The sequence below is a fragment of the Streptomyces boncukensis genome, from assembly GCF_011045075.1.
GTDB lineage: Bacteria > Actinomycetota > Actinomycetes > Streptomycetales > Streptomycetaceae > Streptomyces > Streptomyces boncukensis.
Genome location: NZ_JAAKZZ010000084.1, coordinates 1 through 20745 on the forward strand (window position 1 = coordinate 1; position 20745 = coordinate 20745).

Annotated in this window: 18 protein-coding genes; 9 read left to right on the forward strand and 9 right to left on the reverse strand. The window is 73.4% G+C overall.

The features are described from left to right. Window positions 1-79 precede the first annotated feature (79 nt). The 6 genes from G5C65_RS11080 to G5C65_RS11110 all read right to left on the reverse strand — a co-directional run bounded on the left by G5C65_RS11080 (window position 80) and on the right by G5C65_RS11110 (window position 8237). Window positions 80-1327 carry a L,D-transpeptidase gene (locus G5C65_RS11080; protein ID WP_165298585.1) on the reverse strand — a complete coding sequence of 416 codons (1248 nt, stop codon included), beginning with the start codon at window positions 1325-1327 and terminating at the stop codon, window positions 80-82. A 636-nt stretch (window positions 1328-1963) separates the two neighbouring features. After that, a complete protein-coding gene (hutH, locus tag G5C65_RS11090; RefSeq protein WP_165298586.1) occupies window positions 1964-3538 on the reverse strand; it encodes a histidine ammonia-lyase in 1575 nt (524 codons plus the stop codon). 247 nt (window positions 3539-3785) lie between these two features. Further along, window positions 3786-4958: a GGDEF domain-containing protein gene (locus G5C65_RS11095; protein WP_165298601.1), complete on the reverse strand. Its 1173-nt coding sequence runs from the start codon at window positions 4956-4958 to the stop codon at window positions 3786-3788. 91 nt (window positions 4959-5049) lie between these two features. After that, the gene (locus tag G5C65_RS11100) at window positions 5050-5868 is read right to left on the reverse strand and encodes an enoyl-CoA hydratase/isomerase family protein (protein ID WP_165298587.1); all 819 of its coding nucleotides are present in this window, start codon (window positions 5866-5868) and stop codon (window positions 5050-5052) included. A 198-nt stretch (window positions 5869-6066) separates the two neighbouring features. Beyond that, window positions 6067-7263, reverse strand: coding sequence for an adenylate/guanylate cyclase domain-containing protein (locus G5C65_RS11105; protein ID WP_165298588.1), 1197 nt, complete (start codon window positions 7261-7263; stop codon window positions 6067-6069). A gap of 101 nt (window positions 7264-7364) precedes the next feature. After that, window positions 7365-8237, reverse strand: coding sequence for a biotin--[acetyl-CoA-carboxylase] ligase (locus G5C65_RS11110; RefSeq protein ID WP_165298589.1), 873 nt, complete (start codon window positions 8235-8237; stop codon window positions 7365-7367). Between the two features lie 363 nt (window positions 8238-8600). On the opposite strand from G5C65_RS11110, the gene G5C65_RS11115 reads away from it, so the two are divergent. From G5C65_RS11115 to G5C65_RS11125, 4 genes are all read left to right on the forward strand, one after another. Then, on the forward strand, window positions 8601-10190 hold the full coding sequence (locus G5C65_RS11115) for an acyl-CoA carboxylase subunit beta (protein ID WP_165298590.1): 1590 nt from the start codon (window positions 8601-8603) through the stop codon (window positions 10188-10190). Window positions 10191-10201: 11 nt separating this feature from the next. Further along, window positions 10202-10405: an acyl-CoA carboxylase epsilon subunit gene (locus G5C65_RS11120; RefSeq protein WP_165298591.1), complete on the forward strand. Its 204-nt coding sequence runs from the start codon at window positions 10202-10204 to the stop codon at window positions 10403-10405. Window positions 10406-10504: 99 nt separating this feature from the next. Beyond that, entirely contained in the window at window positions 10505-10639 is a 135-nt protein-coding gene (gene mmpB / locus G5C65_RS40100) for a morphogenic membrane protein MmpB (RefSeq protein ID WP_277608041.1), read from the forward strand. Between the two features lie 38 nt (window positions 10640-10677). Beyond that, the gene (locus G5C65_RS11125; RefSeq protein WP_165298592.1) at window positions 10678-11280 is read left to right on the forward strand and encodes a nucleoside triphosphate pyrophosphatase; all 603 of its coding nucleotides are present in this window, start codon (window positions 10678-10680) and stop codon (window positions 11278-11280) included. On the opposite strand, the gene G5C65_RS11130 is transcribed toward G5C65_RS11125, so the two are convergent. Beyond that, window positions 11261-11722: a hypothetical protein gene (locus G5C65_RS11130; protein ID WP_338146320.1), complete on the reverse strand. Its 462-nt coding sequence runs from the start codon at window positions 11720-11722 to the stop codon at window positions 11261-11263. The two genes, G5C65_RS11125 and G5C65_RS11130, sit on opposite strands and share 20 nt — an antisense overlap. Before the next feature lie 309 nt (window positions 11723-12031). On the opposite strand from G5C65_RS11130, the gene G5C65_RS11135 reads away from it, so the two are divergent. Continuing rightward, entirely contained in the window at window positions 12032-13819 is a 1788-nt protein-coding gene (locus G5C65_RS11135; protein WP_165298593.1) for an ATP-binding protein, read from the forward strand. Between the two features lie 144 nt (window positions 13820-13963). Here the strand turns inward: G5C65_RS11135 and G5C65_RS11140 are convergent, their stop codons facing one another. Then, the gene (locus tag G5C65_RS11140) at window positions 13964-14923 is read right to left on the reverse strand and encodes a DeoR/GlpR family DNA-binding transcription regulator (RefSeq protein WP_206441584.1); all 960 of its coding nucleotides are present in this window, start codon (window positions 14921-14923) and stop codon (window positions 13964-13966) included. Between the two features lie 131 nt (window positions 14924-15054). Then, a complete protein-coding gene (locus tag G5C65_RS11145; protein ID WP_165298595.1) occupies window positions 15055-16497 on the reverse strand; it encodes an NAD(P)H-quinone dehydrogenase in 1443 nt (480 codons plus the stop codon). A 64-nt stretch (window positions 16498-16561) separates the two neighbouring features. On the opposite strand from G5C65_RS11145, the gene G5C65_RS11150 reads away from it, so the two are divergent. The 4 genes from G5C65_RS11150 to G5C65_RS11165 all read left to right on the forward strand — a co-directional run. Continuing rightward, a complete protein-coding gene (locus tag G5C65_RS11150; protein WP_165298596.1) occupies window positions 16562-17008 on the forward strand; it encodes a gamma-glutamylcyclotransferase family protein in 447 nt (148 codons plus the stop codon). An 81-nt stretch (window positions 17009-17089) separates the two neighbouring features. Next, window positions 17090-17911, forward strand: a complete 822-nt coding sequence (locus tag G5C65_RS11155; RefSeq protein WP_165298597.1) for a purine-nucleoside phosphorylase — start codon at window positions 17090-17092, stop codon at window positions 17909-17911. Window positions 17912-18301: 390 nt separating this feature from the next. Next, a complete protein-coding gene (locus G5C65_RS11160) occupies window positions 18302-20053 on the forward strand; it encodes a phospho-sugar mutase (protein WP_165298598.1) in 1752 nt (583 codons plus the stop codon). 59 nt (window positions 20054-20112) lie between these two features. Further along, on the forward strand, window positions 20113-20745 hold a 633-nt coding region (locus G5C65_RS11165; protein WP_165298599.1), incomplete at its 3' end, for an arylamine N-acetyltransferase family protein.

Consider the following 20745-nt stretch of genomic DNA (forward strand, 5'->3'; position numbering starts at 1 on the left):
GGCACGGACCCCGGAAGGTCCGTGCCCCGCCCCTGGCGTGTGGAGCGGCGGCCGGCTCAGGGCCGGCCGGAGCGTCAGGTCAGACGGCGGAGCCCGCCTTCCACTGCGCCCAGTCCATGTTCCAGCCGTTCAGGCCGTTGTTGGGCTGGATGGTCTTGTCCGGGGAGCCCTTGACGATGACCACGTCGCCGATCAGCGAGTTGTTGTAGAACCACGCGCCGGCGGTGGACGAGTCGTTCGCCCCGCGGCTGTCCTTCATGCCCACGCAGCCGTGGCTGGTGTTGCCGGAGCCGAAGGGCGCGCCCCAGTAGTTGCCGTGGATGAAGGTGCCGGAGGTGGACAGCCGCATGGCGTGCGGCACGTCCGCGATGTCGTAGCCCTCCGCGCCGTCCCGGCCGAATCCGACCGTGTCGCCGTCCATCCGGGTCTCCTTGTGCTTCTCGGAGATCACCATCTGGCCGTTGTACGTGGGGTTCTTGGGGCTGCCCGCGGAGATCGGGATGGTCTTGACGGTCTTGTCGTCCCGGACGACCTTCATGGTGTAGGTCTTCGCGTCCACCGTGCTGACCTGCTTGCGGCCGACGTTGAACGTGACGGTCTTGTCCTGGACGCCGGTGATGCCCTTGGCGCCCTTGACCCCGTCGAGCTTCATATCGACGGTGATCTTGGTGCCGGCCTTCCAGTAGTTCTCCGGACGGAAGTCCAGCCGGTCGTTGCCGAACCAGTGTCCGACGATCTGCTGACCGCTGGTCGAGGTGACCTTGATCGCGGACTGGACCGCCTTCTTGTTGGTGATCTGCTTGTCGAACGTGAAGGACACCGGCATGCCGACGCCGACCTTCGCACCGTCCTCACCGGCGTAGGTGCCGATGAAGCTGTTGGACGGGGAGACCGTGGTGAAGGTGGCGGTCTCCACCGCCTTGCGGCCCTCGCTGTCCTTGGCCTTGGCGGTGACCTCGTACTCGGTGGCGCGCTCCAGCTGGCTCTTGGGCTTCCAGCTCTTGCCGTCACCGGCCAGGGTGCCCTGGACCTCGGCGCCGCTCTGCGCCGCCTTCATGGACACGCTGGTGAGCTTGCCCTTGGCGACGGTGATGTTGCCACCGGTGTTGATGCTGGCGTTGTCCTTGCCGTCCTTGCTGGCGAGCTTTATTCGCGCCTCGGAAGCCTTGGCCTTCTCGCCCTTGGCGATCTCGGACTTCGCCTTGGAGCCGTCGCCGCCGTCGTCACCGCCGCTGCACGCGGTCAGCGCGAGCACGCCGCCGAGTAGTACGGCCGTCGCCGCGACGCCCTTACGGCGCATCCCCACCGTTTTCACTGGCCTCTCCATTGCCCTCGGATACCCCGGGTCTCCCCTGTACCGCTGTACACGCCCGCACACCGTGCGTTATCCCCCGAAACCGGACATGTGCGTCCCAGCTCTACAGATCACAACGCACATCTGCCTATCTTCGGTTCCACTTCTCATAAAACTGTGGGCCAGGCCACTTACAGCCCAAACCCGCACCGGGTCCGCAGAGCGGAACCTGCGCTTCCCCTGGGCGGTGCCCCGCCAGTAACATCGCTCCCCGTACGGCTAGTTCAGGGAAGGGACCGGCATTGCTCGCTCACCGACGTCCGCTGATCACCGCCGCGGTGGCCGGAGGACTGCTGCTGGGGCTGTGGTTCGTCCCCTCCGCGAAGGCCACGCCCGACCACCAGCAGCCCCGGGGCTCCCACTCAGTGGAACAGAGCACAGGTCTCCGACCTCACACGAGCGCCCCGTAAGGGGCGCGAGGCTGTGCGGACGCCGGGAACGGGACTAGGGGGTGTTTCGAAAGCCCCGCACGGTGCCCGCGGCGCCCGGCACGCCCTCTCGCCGCACCGGTCGAAAACCCGAGTACGCCCAGTACGAGGGATTTCGCCCGGCACGCCGAGAGCACGCACCGGACACCGCGGGCACCGCACAGGACTTTCGAAGCACCCCCTAACGCAGCACCCCGGTCACCGACTCCGCCGACCGCACCAGCGCGCCGGACCGCACGAAGTCCTCCGCCACCGCCAGATCGGGTGCCAGGAAGCGGTCCTCGCCCGGCCCCTCGGCCCCCGCTTCGCGCAGCGCGCGCACCACCGCACGCCCGGCCGCGCCCCCGGTCAGCCCGGCCCCCGACGCCTCCCGCAGCTCCAGCGCCCGGGTGGCCGCGTACAGCTCGACGGCGACCACCCGGTTCAGCCCGTCCACGGCCGTCCGCAGCTTGCGCGCCGCCGACCAGCCCATCGAGACGTGGTCCTCCTGCATCGCGGAGGAGGGGATCGAGTCGGCCGAGGCGGGCACCGCCAGCCGCTTCAGCTCGCTCACCAGCGCCGCCTGCGTGTACTGGGCGATCATCAGCCCGGAGTCCACGCCCGGGTCCTGGGCCAGGAACGGCGGCAGGCCGTGCGAGCGGTTCCGGTCGAGGAGCCGGTCGGTGCGCCGCTCGGCGATGGACGCCAGATCGGCCGCCGCCACCGCCAGGAAGTCCAGCACATACGCCACCGGCGCGCCGTGGAAGTTGCCGTTCGACTCGACCCGGCCGTCCGGCAGCACCACCGGGTTGTCGACGGCCGCGGCCAGCTCCCGCTCCGCGACCGTACGGGCGTGCGCGAGCGTGTCCCGGCCCGCGCCCGCGACCTGCGGCGCGCACCGCACCGAGTACGCGTCCTGCACGCGGGGCGCCGCCGGCACCCCGTCCCAGCCGGTCTGGTGGTGGCCGGTCATGGCCGAGCCCTCCAGCACCTTGAGCATGTTCGCGGCGCTGGCTGCCTGGCCCGGGTGCGGGCGGATGGCGTGCAGCTCGGCGGCCAGCACCCGGTCGGTGCCCAGCAGCGCCTCCAGGGTGAGCGCCGCCGCGATGTCCGCCGAGGTGAACAGCCGGGCCAGGTCCTCGCAGGCCATCAGCAGCATGCCGAGCATGCCGTCGGTGCCGTTGAGCAGCGCCAGCCCCTCCTTCTCGCGCAGCTCGACGGGGGCGATGCCGTGCTCGGCGAGCAGCTCGCCTGCCGGGCGCACGGCGCCGTCCGGGCCCTCGGCCTCGCCCTCCCCCATCAGGGTCAGCGCGCAGTGCGAGAGTGGCGCCAGGTCGCCGGAGCAGCCGAGTGAGCCGTACTCGTGGACGACGGGCGCGATGCCCGCGTTGAGCACCGCGGCCATGGTCTGCGCGACCTCGGCCCGTACGCCGGTGCGCCCCGAGGCGAGCGTCTTGAGCCGCAGGAACATCAGCGCGCGCACCACCTCGCGCTCCACCCCGGGCCCCATGCCCGCCGCGTGCGAGCGGACGATGTTCCGCTGCAGCCGGGCGCGCAGGTCCTGGCCGATATGGCGGACGGCCAGCGCGCCGAAGCCGGTGGATACGCCGTAGACGGGGTCCGGCTTGGCGGCGAGGTCCTCGATGAACCCGCGCGCGGTGCGCAGCGCCTCCAGCGCCTCCTCGGTCAGCTCGACCCGGGCTCCGCCGCGGGCGACCGCCATGACGTCTGAGGGGGTGACCGACGCGGTGCCCACCCGCACTGTGTGCATATCCATATTCACGGACCCTAGTCAGTGAATTTCCCGCTGTCACGACCGGGGCCTGACCCGGGGTGGCCCGAGCACCCGAGACGCAGTTCCCCCGCCCCTGACGGGGCGCGGCGATCGTGCCCCGTCAGGGGCGCGGGGCTGTGTTGGATATGCGGCTCCGCCGCGTGGGCGCGCACCACCACGGGGCAGCCGCAGCCGCCGGCGCGCCCCGGGGGGCACCCCGGATGGCGGCGATGGCGGCTCCCGCGAGACGTCACCCGCTCAGCCTGCGGATGCGGCGGCGCTCGCCGGGGGGCGGCGCCGCGGGCGCGTCCGCGAGATGGACCACCGGGTCGTCGGGGCCGCCGTCCCGCCCGGCGACCACCGGCTTCGGGGAGCGCGCCGCCTTCGCGCGGTACTGCGCCGCGTCCGCCAGCCGGAACAGCCGCCGGGCCGTACGGATCTCCCCCACCGGGTCCCCGGTGGAGACGATCCCGCAGGCCACGCCCTCCCCCAGCTCCAGCTCCGCCGCGCGGCGGCACAGCTCGTCCGCAGCCCGCACCACCTCGTCCGCGGTCGGGCCGACCGCCAGCAGGCAGAACTCGTCGCCGCCCAGCCGCCCCGCCAGCGCCCCGGGCAGCAGCGCCGCGGACAGCGACAGCACGGAGCTGAACCGCTCCAGCAGCCGGTCCCCCGCCTCGTGCCCCTGCTCGTCGTTCACCCGCTTGAGGCCGTTGAGGTCGCAGATGGCGAGGCTGACGACGGTGCCCTCGCTCCGGTGCAGCTCCAGGGCCTCGTCCAGCCCGCTGTCGACGGCGCGGCGGTTGGCGAGCCCGGTGAGCGGGTCGGTGAAGGCCAGGCGCCGGACCTCCTCCAGGTGCTCGTCCTGCGCCAGCCCCGAGGCGACCAGCGCCGCCAGGACGGTCGCGAACCGCGCGTCGCCCGGCGCGAAGACCGGTTCGCCCACGCCTCGCGCCACATACAGCTCCCCCCACGCCCGCCCGTGCAGCACCAGCGGAGCGACGACACACGAACCCCGGCCGCGCCGCCGCAGCGCCGCTATCCGGCCCGAGGGCGGGCCGTCCAGGGTCTCCACCCAGGCGGGCGGCTCCCCGCAGCGCGCCCACTCCTCGTGCAGAAACTCGGTGATCTCCGGGAAGTCGTGCACCGGGTACGACTCGTCGTCCGGGAACCGCTCCTCGCCCCCGGCCAGCTCTCCGGCGTTCGCCAGCACCCGCAGCCGCCCCCGGCCCCGCTCCCAGCGGGAGACCGCCGCGAAGGAGCCGCCCAGCGCCTCCAGGGCCCCGCGCGCCGCCGCGTGCGCCAGAGCGCGGTGCGGCAGGCTCCGCGGATCACCGCGCGGGAGGGGGGACGCGGTGTGCGCCGCCGCCATGGCGCGGGCCAGCGCCGCCACAGCGCAGAGCCGGGCGTCCGCATCGTCTCCCATTCGGCCCATACGACCAAGGCTAGGGCGGTTCGTCACATTGCACCGCGCTGTGTCCCGTTGCGGCTGCGCCGCGGGCCCGGCACAGCCCCGGCTACTCGCCGGGCCAGCGCGGCGTGCGCTTCTCGTTGAACGCGGCCACGCCCTCCGCCCGGTCCCCGGAGAAGGCCACCGTGCGCCAGGCCGCGTCCTCCACCTCCAGACCGGCCCGCAGATCCATGCCCCAGCCCGTGCGCATCGCGCGCTTGGCGGCGCGCAGCCCGACCGGCGAGTTCGCGGCGATCCGGCCGGCCAGCGCCAGCGCCTCCGCGCGGTCCTGCCCCGGCTGCCCGGTGAGCACATCGACCAGCCCCAGCTCGCGGGCCTCGGCCGCCTCGACCCGGCGCCCGGTGAAGACCAGCTCGGCGGCGCGGGCCGCGCCCACCCGGCGCGGCAGCAGCTGGGTGCCGCCCCCGCCGGGGATCACCCCGACGGACACCTCCGGCAGCCCGACCACCGCGCTCGGGTCCGCCACGATCAGATCGCAGGACAGCGCCAGCTCGAAGCCGCCGCCCAGCGCGTAGCCGTGCACGGCGGCGACGGTCGGCACGGGCAGCTCCAGCACCCCGGTGTACGCGGCGCGGGCGTGCGGGCGCTGCCGGCCCAGCTCGGCGTCGGTCAGCGCGTTGCGCTCCTTGAGGTCGGCGCCGACGCAGAAGGCCCGCTCATGGGTGGAGGTGAGCACCACGGCGCTCACCCCGCGGTCCTCGGACAGCGCGGCGCACGCCTCGGCCAGGCTCCCCGCGAAGGCGGTGGAGACCGCGTTCATGGCGCTGCGCCGGTCCATCACCAGCTCGGCGACGCGGGTCCCGGCGTCCTTGCGGACCCGGATCCACTCTCCGTAACGGGCCTCTGTCGTTTCCGTCGATGTCATGCCCGCACCCTATGCGGCCCCGACGGCACCGGTGCCCGGGGGAGCGACCGCCCCTGACGGGACACCTGTGTGCGCCCCGGAGGGGCGCGGGGCTGTGTCCGTAGCGGCTTCGCCGCGGGGCGCGACCAGCCACAGCGCACCCGCAGACCGCGACGAGCGGCGAGGGGCGAGGGGCGGCCCGGACCCGGCGGGCCCGGCTCAGAGGCGGCGGCGCAGCAGCCACGGTTCGACAACGCCCAGCCCTCGCACCGGCCGCTGATACAGCGGCTGGAGCGCGAAGCGGAACCCGGACAGGTCCTCGCTCTCCTTCTCCGACTCCGGCGCCTCCCCGGCCGCGGTCAGCTCGGCGCGCACGGCGCCGTCGACGAGCACCGTGTCCTTGGGCGCTATCGAGGTGAGCCGGCTGGCCAGGTTGACGGTGTTGCCGAAGACGTCGCCCATGCGCGTCGTCATCGTGCCGAAGGCGATGCCCACCCGCAGCTCCGGCATGGTCTCGTCGTGCGCCATCGTCTCGATCAGCCGCAGCCCGACCTCGGCGGCGGTGCCCGCGTCCTCGGCGACGTAGAGGACCTCGTCCCCCAGGGCCTTGATCAGCCGTCCGCCGTGCGCGGCCACGATATCGGCGGCCGTGGTCTCGAACGCCTCCACCAGCTCGCCCAGCTCCTCCTCCTCCAGCCGCCGGGTCAGCCGGGTGAAGCCCACCAGGTCGGCGAAGCCGATGGCCTGCCGCCGGTCCACCATCTCGTCGTCGTCCTGGGCCTGGACGACGCGCCCGGTGGCGGCGGCGAGCTGCCGCCGCCACACGTACACCAGGAACTCCTCCAGCTCCGGCAGCAGCAGCTGGACCAGCGGGTAGGTGACCTCGTTCCGGGTCATACCGGGCTCCGGCGGCTCGGTCAGCCCCTCCAGGAAGGAGTCGATCTGCCAGTCGGCGAGCCGGGCCGTGGTCTGGCCGGTGGACCGGGCCACCTGGACGGCCATGGGCTCGCTCAGCAGCCCGGCCTCCACCAGGCCCGCGAGCCGCCGCAGCGCCAGCACGTCCGCCTCGGTCAGCGCCCGCGCCTGGCCGACGTCCGCGAAGCCCATCGCCCGCCAGAACCGGGCGGCCAGCTCCATGGAGACCCCGGCGGCCCGCGCCGCCTGGAAGGGGGTGTACCGGCGCTCCGAGCCGAGGATCAGCTCCTCGATGCGGAGCGCGCTGGGATCCGCGTCGTCGCCCGCTTCCGGAGGGTCGTCCGCGTCGTGCGCGCCCTGCGCACCGTGTTCGCGGTGCCCGTCGTGTGCGTCGTGCGCGCCCTGGGGCGCGGGACCGTGCGCGGGGCTGTCCGAGGCGCCGTTCGCGGGCTCGCTCACGGAGTCGTTCGCGGCGCCGTCCGTACCGTCGTCCCTGCGCACAGCCCTTCCGTTCTCTTGCTCCGGCTCGCACGGGCCGCGCACCGGCCGGAGCCGGCCGGTGTCGCCGCCGGTTGCCCACCATACGGCAGTTGTGCGCTACCTCACTCTCCGGAGGCCGGGCGCAGGTGCACGATGTCACCCGCTGCGACCGGCTCCTGCACGCCCTGTGCCGAGGCGATCACCAGCCGTCCGTCGCCGTCCACCGCCACGGCCTCGCCGCGCAGCTCCGCGCCGCCGGGCAGCTCGGCGCGCACCTGGCGGCCGAGCGTGACGCAGCCCGCCGCGTACGCCTCCAGCACGGTGCTCGCGGCCGCGTCGCCGTCGGCGGCGCTCCAGCGGCCGTACCAGTCCTCCAGCGCGCGCAGCACGGCCCGCAGCAGCGGGTCGCGGTCGGTGCCCTGGGCGCCCGCGAGCAGCAGCGAGCCCGCCGCCGGCACGGGCAGCTCGTCCTGCCGCAGCGAGACGTTGATGCCGATGCCGAGCACCAACGCGGCGCCGCCGGGCGTCTCCACGCGCTCGGCGAGAATGCCGCCGGTCTTGCGCTCCTCGCCGCCGGCCGTGGTGAGCAGGTCGTTCGGCCACTTCAGGCCGGTGTCCACCCCCGCGACGCGGGCCAGGGCTCCCGCCGTGGCCACTCCCGCGAGCAGCGGGACCCAGCCCCAGCGGTCGGCGGGCGGATCGGGCCGCAGCAGCGCCGAGAGGAACAGCCCGGAGCGGGGCGGGGCGCTCCAGCCGCGGTCGAGCCGGCCGCGCCCCGCCGTCTGCTCCTCGGCGACCAGGACGGCGCCGGGCTCCGCCTCTCCGGCGCGGGCGCGGGCGGCGAGCTCGGTGTTGGTGGAGCCGACCCGCTCCAGGACGTCCAGGGACGTCCACAGGGAGTCCTCGCCGGTCAGGGCGCGGCGCAGCGCTGCCGCGCGCAGCGGCGGCCGGTCGAGGTCGGACCAGCGGTTTCCGGATGCGTCGGAGTCAGCCATACGCTCAGGTTAGGGCCCTTCTGGTGGATCTCCGTGGGGAAGGAGCGGCGTTCGGTGCGTGCTCTCGGCGTGCCGCGCGGAAGCCCTCGTAGCGGAGCTACTTGGGCTTTTGCGCGGTGCGGCGAGAGTGCGTGCCGGGCGTCGCGACGCCGCGGAGATCCACCAGAAGGGCCCAAGGCCGGGGGCGACAGCGGGTGCGGGGAGTGCCGGAGAGCGGCTCGCCGACCCGCCGGAACCGGCCATGTGCCCGCGGCCGGTCCGGGCCCGGCGCCAAGTGTGGCCAACGCCGCACCGCAGGAACCGGGCCGCGCCGATAGCCTACGAATCGGTAACCACCCGATGACGAGCAGGAGCCGCCCTCAGATGTCAGAGCAGACGGGCCCAGACATCCGCACCACCGCGGGGAAGCTCGCGGACTTCGAGCGCCGGGCCGCGGAGGCGGTGCACGCGGGATCGGAGCGCGCGGTCGAGAAACAGCACGCGAAGGGGAAGCTCACCGCCCGGGAACGCGTCGACCTGCTGCTCGACGAGGGGACGTTCACCGAGCTGGACGAGTTCGCGCGGCACCGCTCGACCACCTTCGGGCTGGAGCAGAACCGCCCCTACGGGGACGGCGTGGTCACCGGTTACGGCACCGTCGACGGCCGCCCGGTGTGCGTCTTCTCGCAGGACTTCACCATCTTCGGCGGCGCCCTCGGCGAGGTCTACGGCGAGAAGATCGTCAAGGTGATGGACTTCGCGCTGAAGACCGGCTGCCCGGTGATCGGGATCAACGACGGCGGCGGCGCCCGCATCCAGGAGGGGGTGGCGGCGCTCGGGCTGTTCGGGGAGATCTTCCGCCGCAACACCCACGCCTCCGGCGTCATCCCGCAGATCTCCCTCGTCCTGGGCCCCTGCGCGGGCGGCGCGGTCTACTCTCCGGCCATCACCGACTTCACCGTGATGGTCGACCAGACCTCGCACATGTTCATCACGGGCCCCGACGTCATCAAGACGGTCACCGGCGAGGACGTCGGGTTCGAGCAGCTCGGCGGCGCCCGTACGCACAGCACCTCCTCCGGCGTCGCGCACCACATGGCGGGCGACGAGAAGGACGCCGTCGAGTACGTCAAGGCGCTGCTGTCCTATCTGCCGTCCAACAACCTCTCCGAGCCGCCGGTCTTCACCGAGGACGCCGACCTGGAGACCTCGGACGAGGACCGCGAGCTGGACGCCCTGATCCCGGACTCCGCGAACCAGCCGTACGATGTGCACACCGTCGTCGAGCACGTGCTCGACGACGGGGAGTTCCTGGAGACGCAGGCCCTGTTCGCGCCGAACATCGTCACCGGCTTCGGCCGGATCGAGGGCCGTGCGGTCGGCATCGTCGCCAACCAGCCGCTGCAGTTCGCGGGCTGTCTGAACATCGACGCGAGCGAGAAGGCCGCCCGCTTCGTGCGCACCTGCGACGCGTTCAACGTGCCGGTGATCACCTTCGTGGACGTCCCCGGCTTCCTGCCGGGCACCGACCAGGAGTACGACGGCATCATCCGGCGCGGCGCCAAGCTGATCTACGCCTACGCCGAGGCCACGGTCCCCCTCGTCACGGTCATCACCCGCAAGGCGTTCGGCGGCGCCTACGACGTGATGGGCTCCAAGCACCTCGGCGCCGACCTCAACTTCGCCTGGCCCACCGCGCAGATCGCCGTCATGGGCGCCCAGGGCGCGGTCAACATCCTGCACCGCAAGACCCTCGCGGCGGCGCCCGACGCGGACCGCGAGGAGCTGCGCGAGGAACTCACCCGGGAGTACGAGGACACCCTGCTGAACCCGTACACCGCGGCCGAGCGGGGGTATGTGGACGCGGTGATCCGGCCGTCCGAGACGCGCCGCCACCTCGTGCGGGGGCTGCGGACCCTCCGCTCCAAGCGGGAGCAGCTGCCCCCGAAGAAGCACGGCAACATCCCCCTCTGAGGAGGCCATCCATGATCAAGGTCGTACGCGGCAATCCGACCCCGGAGGAACTGGCCGCCGCGCTGGCGGTGGTCAGGGTGCGCGCCGCCGCGGCCGCCGCCCGGGAGCCGGGGGGCGCGGCGCGCAGCGCCTGGGCCGACCCCGTCCGTACGGTTCCGCGCCCGGTTCCGGCGCCGGGGCCGGGCGTGTGGCGGCGCTCCTACTGGCCCGCGTAGGTCTCCCGCCGGGTCCGGGGCCGCCCCTGATGGGGCAACTCGGTCATTTGAGTAGCCGTACTCAGGCGCGCGGGCGCCGGCCCGGCCCATCATCGACCGATGCTGTGGTCCGATCCCCGGGACGAGCCGGACGACGACACCCGCGCGGCGCAGACGAAGCTGCACCGGCTGTACTGGCTGCTGCCCGCGGTGGTCATCACCGTGATGCTGCTGGTGTACATCAACGCGGACTGAGCCCGTACGCCCCGCTGCGGCCTCCTACGATGAGAGCCATGGACACCCAGCGCCGGCTCGTACTGGCCTCCGCCTCACCCGCCCGCCTCGGCCTGCTGCGGCAGGCCGGACTCGACCCGGAGGTCGTGGTCAGCGGCGTGGACGAGGACGCGCTCCGCGCCGACAGCCCCGGCGCGCTGGCGCGGGCGCTCGCGGAGGCGAAGGCCGCGGCGGTGGCGGGGCGGCCTCAGGCCGGGGGCGCGCTGGTCGTCGGCTGCGACTCGGTGCTGGAGCTGGACGGCCGGGCGCTGGGCAAGCCCGCCGACGCGGAGGACGCCACGGCCCGCTGGAAGGCGATGCGGGGCCGCAGCGGAGTGCTGCGGACGGGGCACTGCCTCATCGACACCCGCGGCGGTGCCCGCGCGTCCGCCACGGCCTCCACCACCGTGCACTTCGGGGAGCCCACGGACGCGGAGATCGCGGCCTATGTCGCCAGCGGCGAACCGCTCCATGTGGCGGGCGCGTTCACCCTCGACGGCCGCTCGGCCCCGTTCATCAAGGGCATCGAGGGCGACCACGGCAACGTCATCGGCCTCTCGCTGCCGCTGCTGCGCGAGCTGCTGGCCGACGTGGGGGTCGGGATCACCGACTTGTGGGGATGACCGGGCCGGAGGGCGCGGAGTTCCCCTCGGAGTCCGGGCTCTCCTCGCCGTACCAGGTCAGCGACCAGACGATCAGCCCGAGCACGGCCACCATCGCCACGAACGCGGTCCAGCCGACCAGTCCGAGCGAGAACGCGCCCAGCAGTCCGTGCACCACGGCGCTGCTGATCAGGACGATACGGAGGAAGCCGCGCGGCGCTCTGTCGCGCACCGCCGTACGGGCCAGCACCGCGGCGCACAGCGCGAGATAGCCCCCGATGACCGCCGCCGCCACCCACGCCGAGGCGGTCATCGCTCTCGGATCGATACCGCCGAGGGACATGTCCTGCTCTTGGACGACTTCGCCCAGGAAGAGGTTGACGAAGGTCAGTACGACCGCTTCCAGGGCCAGTACCAGCGCCGCGACGGCTGCCACGACGCGTCTGGGGCTGTATCTGGTCACGGCGCGCACGCTACTCACGGGTACAGCCGACGGCAAGGGGTGGGACGACGAGCAAAGTTTCGCCCCGCGTTTCATAGGGATTCCACAAAAGGCGGCCCCTGGACCACGGGTGACGGTACAGAGAGCAAGACCACATCGCGAGGTCGGCGGGCAACCGCCAAAACCCGGCGTACCGTGGAACAACGGGGGAAGAGGCGTGTGCACCCGATCCGGGTAACCCTCTGTGTGGGCAAGCTCACTCCCGCTGGCGACTCGGCGTCGGGTGTCGCCAGTACCTAAACTCGGTTTGATTTCTAGGAGGGAGCCATCGTGCGCAAGGTGCTCATCGCCAATCGCGGCGAGATCGCGGTCCGCGTGGCGCGCGCGTGCCGGGACGCGGGAATTGCGAGCGTCGCTGTCTATGCCGAGCCGGACCGGGACGCACTGCACGTCCGGGTAGCCGACGAGGCTTACGCCCTGGGCGGTGACACCCCCGCCGCGAGCTACCTGGACATCTCCAAGGTCCTCAAGGCCGCGGCCGACTCCGCGGCGGACGCCGTCCACCCCGGATACGGCTTTCTGTCCGAGAACGACGAGTTCGCCCAGGCCGTCCTGGACGCCGGCCTGACCTGGATCGGTCCGCCGCCGGCCGCCATCCGGGACCTGGGCGACAAGGTCTCGGCCCGGCACATCGCCCAGCGCGCCGGCGCCCCGCTGGTCGCCGGCACCCAGGACCCGGTGGCCGGCGCGGACGAGGTCGTCGCCTTCGCCCAGGAGCACGGGCTGCCCATCGCCATCAAGGCCGCCTTCGGCGGCGGCGGGCGCGGCCTGAAGGTCGCCCGCACCCTGGAGGAGGTCCCCGAGCTGTACGAGTCGGCCGTGCGCGAGGCGCAGGCCGCCTTCGGCCGCGGCGAGTGCTTCGTCGAGCGCTATCTGGACCGGCCCCGCCATGTGGAGACCCAGTGCCTGGCCGACCAGCACGGCAACGTCGTGGTCGTCTCCACCCGCGACTGCTCGCTGCAGCGCCGCCACCAGAAGCTGGTCGAGGAGGCGCCCGCGCCGTTCCTGACCGACGAGCAGAACGCCGAGCTCTACCGCGCCTCCAAGGCCATCCTGCGCGAGGCGGGCTATGTGGGCGCGGGCACCTGCGAGTTCCTCGTCGGCCAGGACGGCACCATCTCCTTCCTGGAGGTCAACACCCGGCTGCAGGTCGAGCACCCGGTCACCGAGGAGGTGACCGGACTGGACCTGGTGCGGGAGATGTTCCGGGTCGCCGAGGGCGAGGAGCTGGGCTACGGCGACCCGCCGGTGCGCGGCCACTCCTTCGAGTTCCGCATCAACGGCGAGGACCCGGGCCGCAACTTCCTGCCCGCGCCGGGCACGGTGACCTCCTTCGCACCGCCCGCGGGCCCCGGCGTGCGGCTGGACGCGGGGGTGGAGTCCGGATCGGTGATCGGCGCGGCCTGGGACTCACTGCTGGCCAAGCTGGTCGTCACCGGCGCCGACCGCGCCCAGGCGCTGCAGCGGGCCGCGCGGGCGCTGGAGGAGTTCAGCGTGGAGGGCATGGCCACGGTGCTGCCCTTCCACCGGGTGGTGGTGCGCGACGCGGCCTTCGCGCCGGAGGTCACCGGCCGTCCGGGCGAGCCCTTCGACGTGCACACCCGGTGGATCGAGACGGAGTTCGTGAACGAACTGCCGCCGTACGCGGCGGCGACCGGGGTCGAGGACGAGCAGGACGACGACGCCGCCGCGCGCGAGACGGTGGTCGTCGAGGTCGGCGGCAAGCGGCTGGAGGTCTCGCTGCCGTCCTCGCTCGGCATGCCGCTGGCCCGCGCCGCGGTGCAGGGCGGAGCGCGCAAGCCGCGGCGCAGGGCCGGGCGCAAGAGCGGCCCGACCGCCTCCGGGGACGCGCTGGCCTCCCCGATGCAGGGCACCATCGTCAAGGTCGCCGTCGAGGAGGGCCAGCACGTCGAGGAGGGCGAGCTGGTCGTGGTCCTGGAGGCGATGAAGATGGAGCAGCCGCTGAACGCCCACCGCGCCGGCACCGTCAAGGACCTCAACGCCGAGATCGGCGCCTCCCTCTCCTCCGGCGCCGTCATCTGCGAGATCAAGGACTAGGCGCCCGTACCGGGCAGGGGCTGCCCCTGTTCGCCCGCCGCGGGCCGCGCGTATGCCGTGGCTGGTCGCGCGGTTCCCCGCGCCCCTGGCGGGGCCCGCCCCGTGGGGGGCGCGGGGAACCGCGCGACGCGCCCCGAGAGCCCCTCAGCGGCGGCGCGGCGCGAGGTCGGCGACGCGGGGCGCCTTGGCCGGGGCGCCGTCCGCCGCCGCAGCAGCCCGCAGCTGCGCCGGCGGCGGTGAGGCGCCCCCGCCCGGAGCCCCCGGGGGGTTCGGGGTGCGCCGGGGGCCCGGCATCTGGACATCCCGGACGTCCGGCGGGCCCGCGCCGCGCCGGTCCTCCCCGGTGGGGGACGGCCGCACGGGTCCGGCCACGGCGATCTGCACCCCGTGGTCCGCGAGCGCCTGCAGCTCCGCCTCCGCCCGGTCGTCGTGCGGCGGCGGCTCGTCCGTCACCAGCCGCGTGACGAGATCGGTCGGCACGGTCTGGAACATCGTGTCGGTGCCGAGCTTGGTGTGGTCGGCGAGGACCACGACCTCCGCCGCGGCCTGCACCAGCGCCCGGTCCACGCTCGCGGAGAGCATGTTGGACGTGGACAGCCCGCGCTCGGCCGTCAGCCCGCTCCCGGAGAGGAACGCGCGGGAGACGCGCAGCCCGTGCAGGGACTGCTCGGCTCCGCTGCCGACCAGCGCGTAGTTGGAGCCGCGCAGGGTGCCGCCGGTCATCACGACCTCGACGCGGTTGGCGTGCGCCAGCGCCTGCGCGACCAGCAGCGAGTTGGTGACCACGGTCAGCCCGGGGACGCGCGCGAGGCGGCGCGCCAGCTCCTGGGTGGTCGTCCCGGCGCCGACGACCACGGCCTCGCCCTCCGACACGAGGCCCGCGGCGAGATCGGCGATGGCCGTCTTCTCCGCGGTCGCTAGATGGGATTTCTGGGGGAATCCGGACTCCCGGGAGAAGCCCCCCGGCAGCACCGCACCGCCATGTCGGCGGTCGAGCAGTCCTTCTGCCTCCAGCGCCCGTACGTCACGACGCACGGTCACTTCGGAGGTCTGGACGACGCGGGCCAGCTCGCGGAGCGAGACGGCCCCGTTAGCTCGCACCATTTCAAGGATCAATTGACGACGTTCCGCAGCGAACACGAAACTGACAGTAACGCCAATGACCGTCTGTTTTCAGCGGTTTGCGCCGATTAACAGAAGTTGTTCGTACGGAGACCTGTGATGTGGTAAAGGGGCTACTCGACGGTCTTCCGGGTGTGGAGCTGCCGGGCGACCTCCGCGATCGAGCCCGTCAACGACGGGTACACCGTGAACGCCTTCGCGATCTGCTCGACGGTCAGGTTGTTGTCGACCGCGATCGAGATGGGGTGGATCAGCTCGCTCGCCCGGGGCGCCACGACCACGCCGCCCACCACGATCCCGGTGCCCGGACGGCAGAACAGTTTGACGAAGCCGTCCCGGATGCCCTGCATCTTCGCGCGCGGGTTGCGCAGCAGCGGCAGCTTGACGGCGCGCGCGTCGATGGTGCCGGCGTCGACGTCGGCCTGGGAGTAACCGACAGTGGCGATCTCCGGGTCCGTGAACACGTTCGCGGACACCGCCTTGAGGTTGAGCGGCCCCACCGCGTCGCCCAGGAAGTGGTACATCGCGATCCGGCCCTGCATCGCGGCGACCGAGGCCAGCGCGAGCACGCCGGTGCAGTCCCCGGCCGCGTACACGCCCGGCGCCGACGTACGCGAGACCCGGTCGGTGCTGATGTGCCCGGACTCCCGCAGCTCGACCCCGGCCTCCTCCAGGCCCATGTCGGCGGTGTTGGGTATCGCGCCGACCGCGACCAGGCAGTGCGACCCGGTGATCGTGCGCCCGTCCTGCAGCGTGACCTCCACCCGGTCGCCGACCCGCTTGGCCGACTGGGCGCGCGAGCGGCTCATCACGTTCATCCCGCGCCGCCGGAAGACGTCCTCCAGCACGGCCGCGGCGTCCGGGTCCTCGCCCGGCAGCACCCGCTCCCGCGAGGAGACCAGCGTGACCTGGGAGCCCAGCGCCTGGTAGGCCCCGGCGAACTCGGCGCCCGTCACCCCGGAGCCGACCACGATCAGCTCCTCGGGCAGCTCCTCCAGGTCGTACACCTGCGTCCAGTTCAGGATGCGCTCGCCGTCCGGGCGGGCGTCCGGGATCTCCCGGGGGTGACCGCCGGTGGCGACCAGCACCGCGTCGGCGGTCAGCCGCTCCTCGCCGTCCCCTGGGGTGGTGACGACGACCTCGCGCGAGCCGTCCGGCGCCTGCCCCGGCGACAGCCGGGCGCGCCCGCGCAGCACCCGCACACCCGCGCGGGTGACGGAGGCGGTGATGTCGTGCGACTGGGCCAGCGCGAGCCGCTTCACCCGGCGGTTGACCTTGCCCAGGTCCACGCCGACGACACGGGCCGGGTCGTCCGGATCGTGGGTCGTATCCTCGACCCGGATGCCCAGCTCCTCGTACGAGGAGTCGAAGTTGGTCATCACCTCGGCGGTGGCGATGAGCGTCTTGGACGGCACGCAGTCCGTGAGCACCGAGGCTCCGCCGAGGCCGTCGCAGTCGACGACCGTCACCTCCGCGCCGAGTTGCGCCGCGACCAGCGCCGCCTCGTACCCGCCGGGTCCACCACCGATGATCACGATCCGAGTCACGTACCTCATTGTCCCGCACCCGCTGATCCCGCACGCGCTGGGGCCCGGCAAGCGGGCGCGTACCCTCGTGCGCATGTCGCTCTATGCCGCCTACGCCGGCAACCTCGACGCCCGCCTGATGGCCCGCCGCGCCCCGCACTCGCCGCTGCGCGGCACCGGTTGGATCACCGGCTGGCGGCTCACCTTCGGCGGGGAGCACATGGGCTGGGAGGGGGCGCTGGCCACGCTCGTGGAGACCCCGCCGGCGAAGGGCCGGCACGTCTTCGCCGCGCTCTACGACATCGCCCCCCTGGACGAGGACGCCATGGACCGCTGGGAGGGCGTGGGCCTGGACATCTACCGCCGGATGCGGATCCGTGTGCACACCCTGGACGGCGACGAGGCCGCCTGGTGCTACGTCCTCAACGGCTACGAGGGCGGGCTCCCCTCGGCGCGCTACCTCGGCGACATCGCCGACGCGGCGGAGTCCGCGGGCGCGCCCCACGACTATGTGATGGAGCTCCGCAAACGCCCCTGCTAGCGGGGTACGAGCCACCGCCCGGAACACACGGAATCGCGCCGACGTCTACGCGCGTAGGCCGAGACGGGCTACGCTCGATGCGTGAACGCATCTCCCATTCCGCACACCGCCGACGACCCGCACCGCACCGCCGCCGCTGCCGCCACCCGGCTGCGCGAGCTGACCGGCGCGGACAGCCACGACGTCGCCCTCGTCATGGGCTCGGGCTGGGTGCCCGCCGCCGACGCGCTCGGCGCAGCCGAGCACGAGTGCGCCGTGACCGAGCTGCCCGGCTTCCCGCCACCCGCCGTCGCGGGCCACGCGGGCACCGTCCGCTCGTACCGCATCGGCGACAAGCGCGCGCTGGTCTTCCTCGGCCGCACGCACTTCTACGAGGGCCGCGGCGTGGCCGCCGTCGCGCACGGCGTGCGCACGGCCGTCGCCGCCGGGTGCAAGACGGTGGTCCTGACGAACGGGTGCGGCGGGCTGCGCCCCGGCATGCGGGCGGGCCAGCCCGTCCTGATCAGCGACCACATCAACCTCACGGCCGCCTCGCCGATCGTCGGTGCGAACTTCGTGGACCTCACCGACCTCTACTCCCCCCGGCTGCGCACCCTCTGCCAGGAGATCGACCCCAGCCTGGAGGAGGGGGTCTACGTCCAGCTCACCGGGCCGCACTACGAGACCCCCGCCGAGATCAACTACGTGCGCACCATCGGCGGCGACCTCGTGGGCATGTCCACCGTGCTGGAGGCCATCGCGGCGCGCGAGGCGGGGGCCGAGGTGCTCGGGATCTCGCTGGTGACGAATCTGGCCGCCGGGATGACGGGCGAGCCGCTCAACCACGAGGAGGTCCTGCAGGCCGGCAAGGACTCGGCCACCCGGATGGGGACGCTGCTCGCCCGGGTGCTGGAACGGATCTGAGCGCAGTACACCCCGCGCCGGACCGGGGCGCGGGGCTCCGCCCAGCACGGACACTCCGCCGGAGGCAATCGACTTGAACCCTCCCCCAGCTGAAGCAGGGGGATTCCTGGCTCAGGAAGCCCCGCAGGTCAGCGACCAGCAAGGTCTTACTCCCTCAACACCAGCCGGGTTGGAACCAGCCCGGTTGTGCAGAGCAAGGCTCTGGGTGCGCTGTCCTGGTTCTCGATCGGCGCGCGTACGGAACTTGGTCCTCACACCGCGCGGCGAGCAGCCCACCCGATCGCGTGGGCGGTCTTTCGCCTTGACGGCGAAACCCCGTTCCTTGCCCTGCTCCGCAGGGGTTCGTTTCCTCCCCCGGCCGAAGCCGGGGGTATCCACGGAGGAGTACCGATGACCAACGGGACCCATGGGACCAACGCCGACGACGTCATCGAGCGGGCCCGCCGCTGGCTGGCCGACGACCCGGACCCGGAGACCCGGCAGGAGCTGGCCGGGCTGATCGAGGCCGGGGAGGCGGCGGAGCTCGCTGACCGCTTCTCCGGCACGCTCCAGTTCGGCACCGCCGGGCTGCGCGGCGAGCTGGGCGCCGGGCCGGCGCGGATGAACCGCGCCGTGGTCATCCGCGCCGCCGCGGGCCTGGCGGCGTATCTGCGCGGGCACGGCGCGGTTGGTCCGCACCGGCCCGGCGCCACCGTCGTCATCGGCTACGACGCGCGCCACAGGAGCCTGGACTTCGCCCGGGACACCGCCGCCGTCATGACCGGCGCCGGGCTGCGCGCGGCGCTGCTGCCGGAGCCGCTGCCCACCCCCGTACTGGCGTTCGCCATCCGCCATCTGGGCGCCGCTGCCGGGATCATGGTCACCGCCAGTCACAACCCGCCCCGCGACAACGGCTACAAGGTCTATCTGGGCTGGGGGTCCCCCCAGCTCGAAGAGCTCGGGGGAGGCACCCAGATCGTGCCGCCCGCCGATGCGGAGATCGCCGCCGAGATCGCCGCCGTCGGCCCGCTCACCGGGGTGCCGCGCCCCGACTCCGGCTGGGAGGTGCTGGGCGAGGACCTGCTCGACGCCTACCTCGCCCGCACCGGTGCCGTGCTCACCGAGGGCTCGCCGCGCGACGTACGGGTCGTGCACACGGCCCTGCACGGCGTCGGCACCCGCACCGTACGGCTCGCGTTCGAACGCGCCGGCTTCCCCGCTCCCGTCCCGGTGCCCGGACAGGCCGAGCCCGATCCGGACTTCCCGACCGTCGCGTTCCCGAACCCGGAGGAGCCCGGCGCGATGGACCTCGCGTTCGCGACGGCCCGCGAGACCGCGCCGGATGTGGTGATCGCCAACGACCCGGACGCGGACCGCTGCGCCGTCGCCGTCCCCGACCCTCAGGCGGCGGCCGGCTGGCGGATGCTCCGCGGCGACCAGGTGGGGGCCCTGCTGGCGACCCACCTCGTCCACAAGCGGGCGCGGGGTACGTTCGCGACGACGATCGTCTCGTCCTCCCTGCTGTCCCGCATCGCCCGCGCGGCCGGGCTGCCGTACGCCGAGACCCTGACCGGCTTCAAGTGGCTGGCCCGGGTGGACGGCCTGCGCTACGCCTACGAGGAGGCGCTCGGCTACGCCGTCGACCCGGACGGCGTCCGCGACAAGGACGGCGTCACCGCGGCGCTGCTCGTCGCCGAGCTGGCCGCCGAGCTCCGGAGGGCCGGCCGGACGCTGACCGACCTGCTGGACGACCTCGACACCGAGTACGGCGTGCACGCCACCGACCAGCTCTCCGTCCGCGTCGACGACCTGTCGCTGATCGCCGCCGCCATGGTCCGGCTGCGCGAGAAGCCGCCGGAGCAGCTGGCGGGGCTGGCCGTGGAGCGGGCCGAAGACCTGGCCGCCGGCTCCGCCGGCCTGCCGCCCACCGACGGGCTGCGCTACGTCCTGGCGGGCGACGCGGAACGTGGCGTCGCGGGCGGGCGCGTGGTCGTACGGCCCAGCGGCACGGAGCCCAAGCTCAAGTGCTATCTGGAGGTCGTCTCCCCGGTGGGGGAGGCGCCGGACCGGACCGCGGCGCTGCGCAGCGCCCGCGCCCGCGCGGCCGGAGCGCTGGCCGCCCTCAAGCGGGACGTGGCCGACGCGGCCGGCGTCCCGGCCTGACCGGCTGACCGGCTGACCGGCCCCGGAATAGGCGTCGGGGCCGGGCAGTTCCCTCCACCATGTGGAACAGTGACCAGCTCGACCTCGACGCCTACCTCGGCCGCCTGGGTTACACAGGCGACCGCACTCCCACCCCGGAGACGCTGGGCGCCCTGCACCGGGCCCATGTGCTGTCGCTGCGCTGGGACGCGATCGACAGCTTCCTCCACCACGAGGTTGCGCTGGACCTGGCGACGCTCCAGGACAAGATGGTGCGCCGGGGCCGCGGCGGCTACTGCTACGAGCACGTCACGCTGTACGCCGCGGCGCTGGAGGCGCTCGGCTTCCGCTTCACCGCCGTCTCCGGCCGCATCCAGCTGGGAGCGGAGACGCCCCGCCCGGCCACCCACGCCATGCTGCTCGTGGAGCTGGACGGCGCGCGGTGGCTCAGCGACGTCGGCTTCGGCGGCAGCCCCCTCGCGCCCATCGAGCTGCGGGACGACGCACGGCTCACGACGGACCGCGGCTGGTCCTACCGGCTCCGCTGGGAGGAGTCGGCCCCCGGCGGACCGGGCTGGACGGTGTTCCAGCCGAACGACCGAGGCCCCACGGAGGGGGCCGACGGCTGGACCCGGCGCCAGGTGTTCACCGAAACCCGCCAGTACCCCGTCGACTACGCGGTGGGCAACCACTTCGTCGCCACCCACCCCCGC

Coding starts and splice junctions, on each gene's coding strand:
- G5C65_RS11080 (WP_165298585.1), bottom strand. CDS start 1,327: ATGGAGAGGCCAGTGAAAACGGTGGGGATGCGCCGTAAGGGCGTCGCG.
- G5C65_RS11150 (WP_165298596.1), top strand. CDS start 16,562: ATGTCGCTCTATGCCGCCTACGCCGGCAACCTCGACGCCCGCCTGATG.
- mmpB (WP_277608041.1), top strand. CDS start 10,505: ATGCTGTGGTCCGATCCCCGGGACGAGCCGGACGACGACACCCGCGCG.
- G5C65_RS11110 (WP_165298589.1), bottom strand. CDS start 8,237: ATGGCTGACTCCGACGCATCCGGAAACCGCTGGTCCGACCTCGACCGG.
- G5C65_RS11100 (WP_165298587.1), bottom strand. CDS start 5,868: ATGACATCGACGGAAACGACAGAGGCCCGTTACGGAGAGTGGATCCGG.
- hutH (WP_165298586.1), bottom strand. CDS start 3,538: ATGGATATGCACACAGTGCGGGTGGGCACCGCGTCGGTCACCCCCTCA.
- G5C65_RS11145 (WP_165298595.1), bottom strand. CDS start 16,497: ATGAGGTACGTGACTCGGATCGTGATCATCGGTGGTGGACCCGGCGGG.
- G5C65_RS11095 (WP_165298601.1), bottom strand. CDS start 4,958: ATGGGAGACGATGCGGACGCCCGGCTCTGCGCTGTGGCGGCGCTGGCC.
- G5C65_RS11160 (WP_165298598.1), top strand. CDS start 18,302: ATGACCAACGGGACCCATGGGACCAACGCCGACGACGTCATCGAGCGG.
- G5C65_RS11140 (WP_206441584.1), bottom strand. CDS start 14,923: ATGGTGCGAGCTAACGGGGCCGTCTCGCTCCGCGAGCTGGCCCGCGTC.
- G5C65_RS11115 (WP_165298590.1), top strand. CDS start 8,601: ATGTCAGAGCAGACGGGCCCAGACATCCGCACCACCGCGGGGAAGCTC.
- G5C65_RS11125 (WP_165298592.1), top strand. CDS start 10,678: ATGGACACCCAGCGCCGGCTCGTACTGGCCTCCGCCTCACCCGCCCGC.
- G5C65_RS11120 (WP_165298591.1), top strand. CDS start 10,202: ATGATCAAGGTCGTACGCGGCAATCCGACCCCGGAGGAACTGGCCGCC.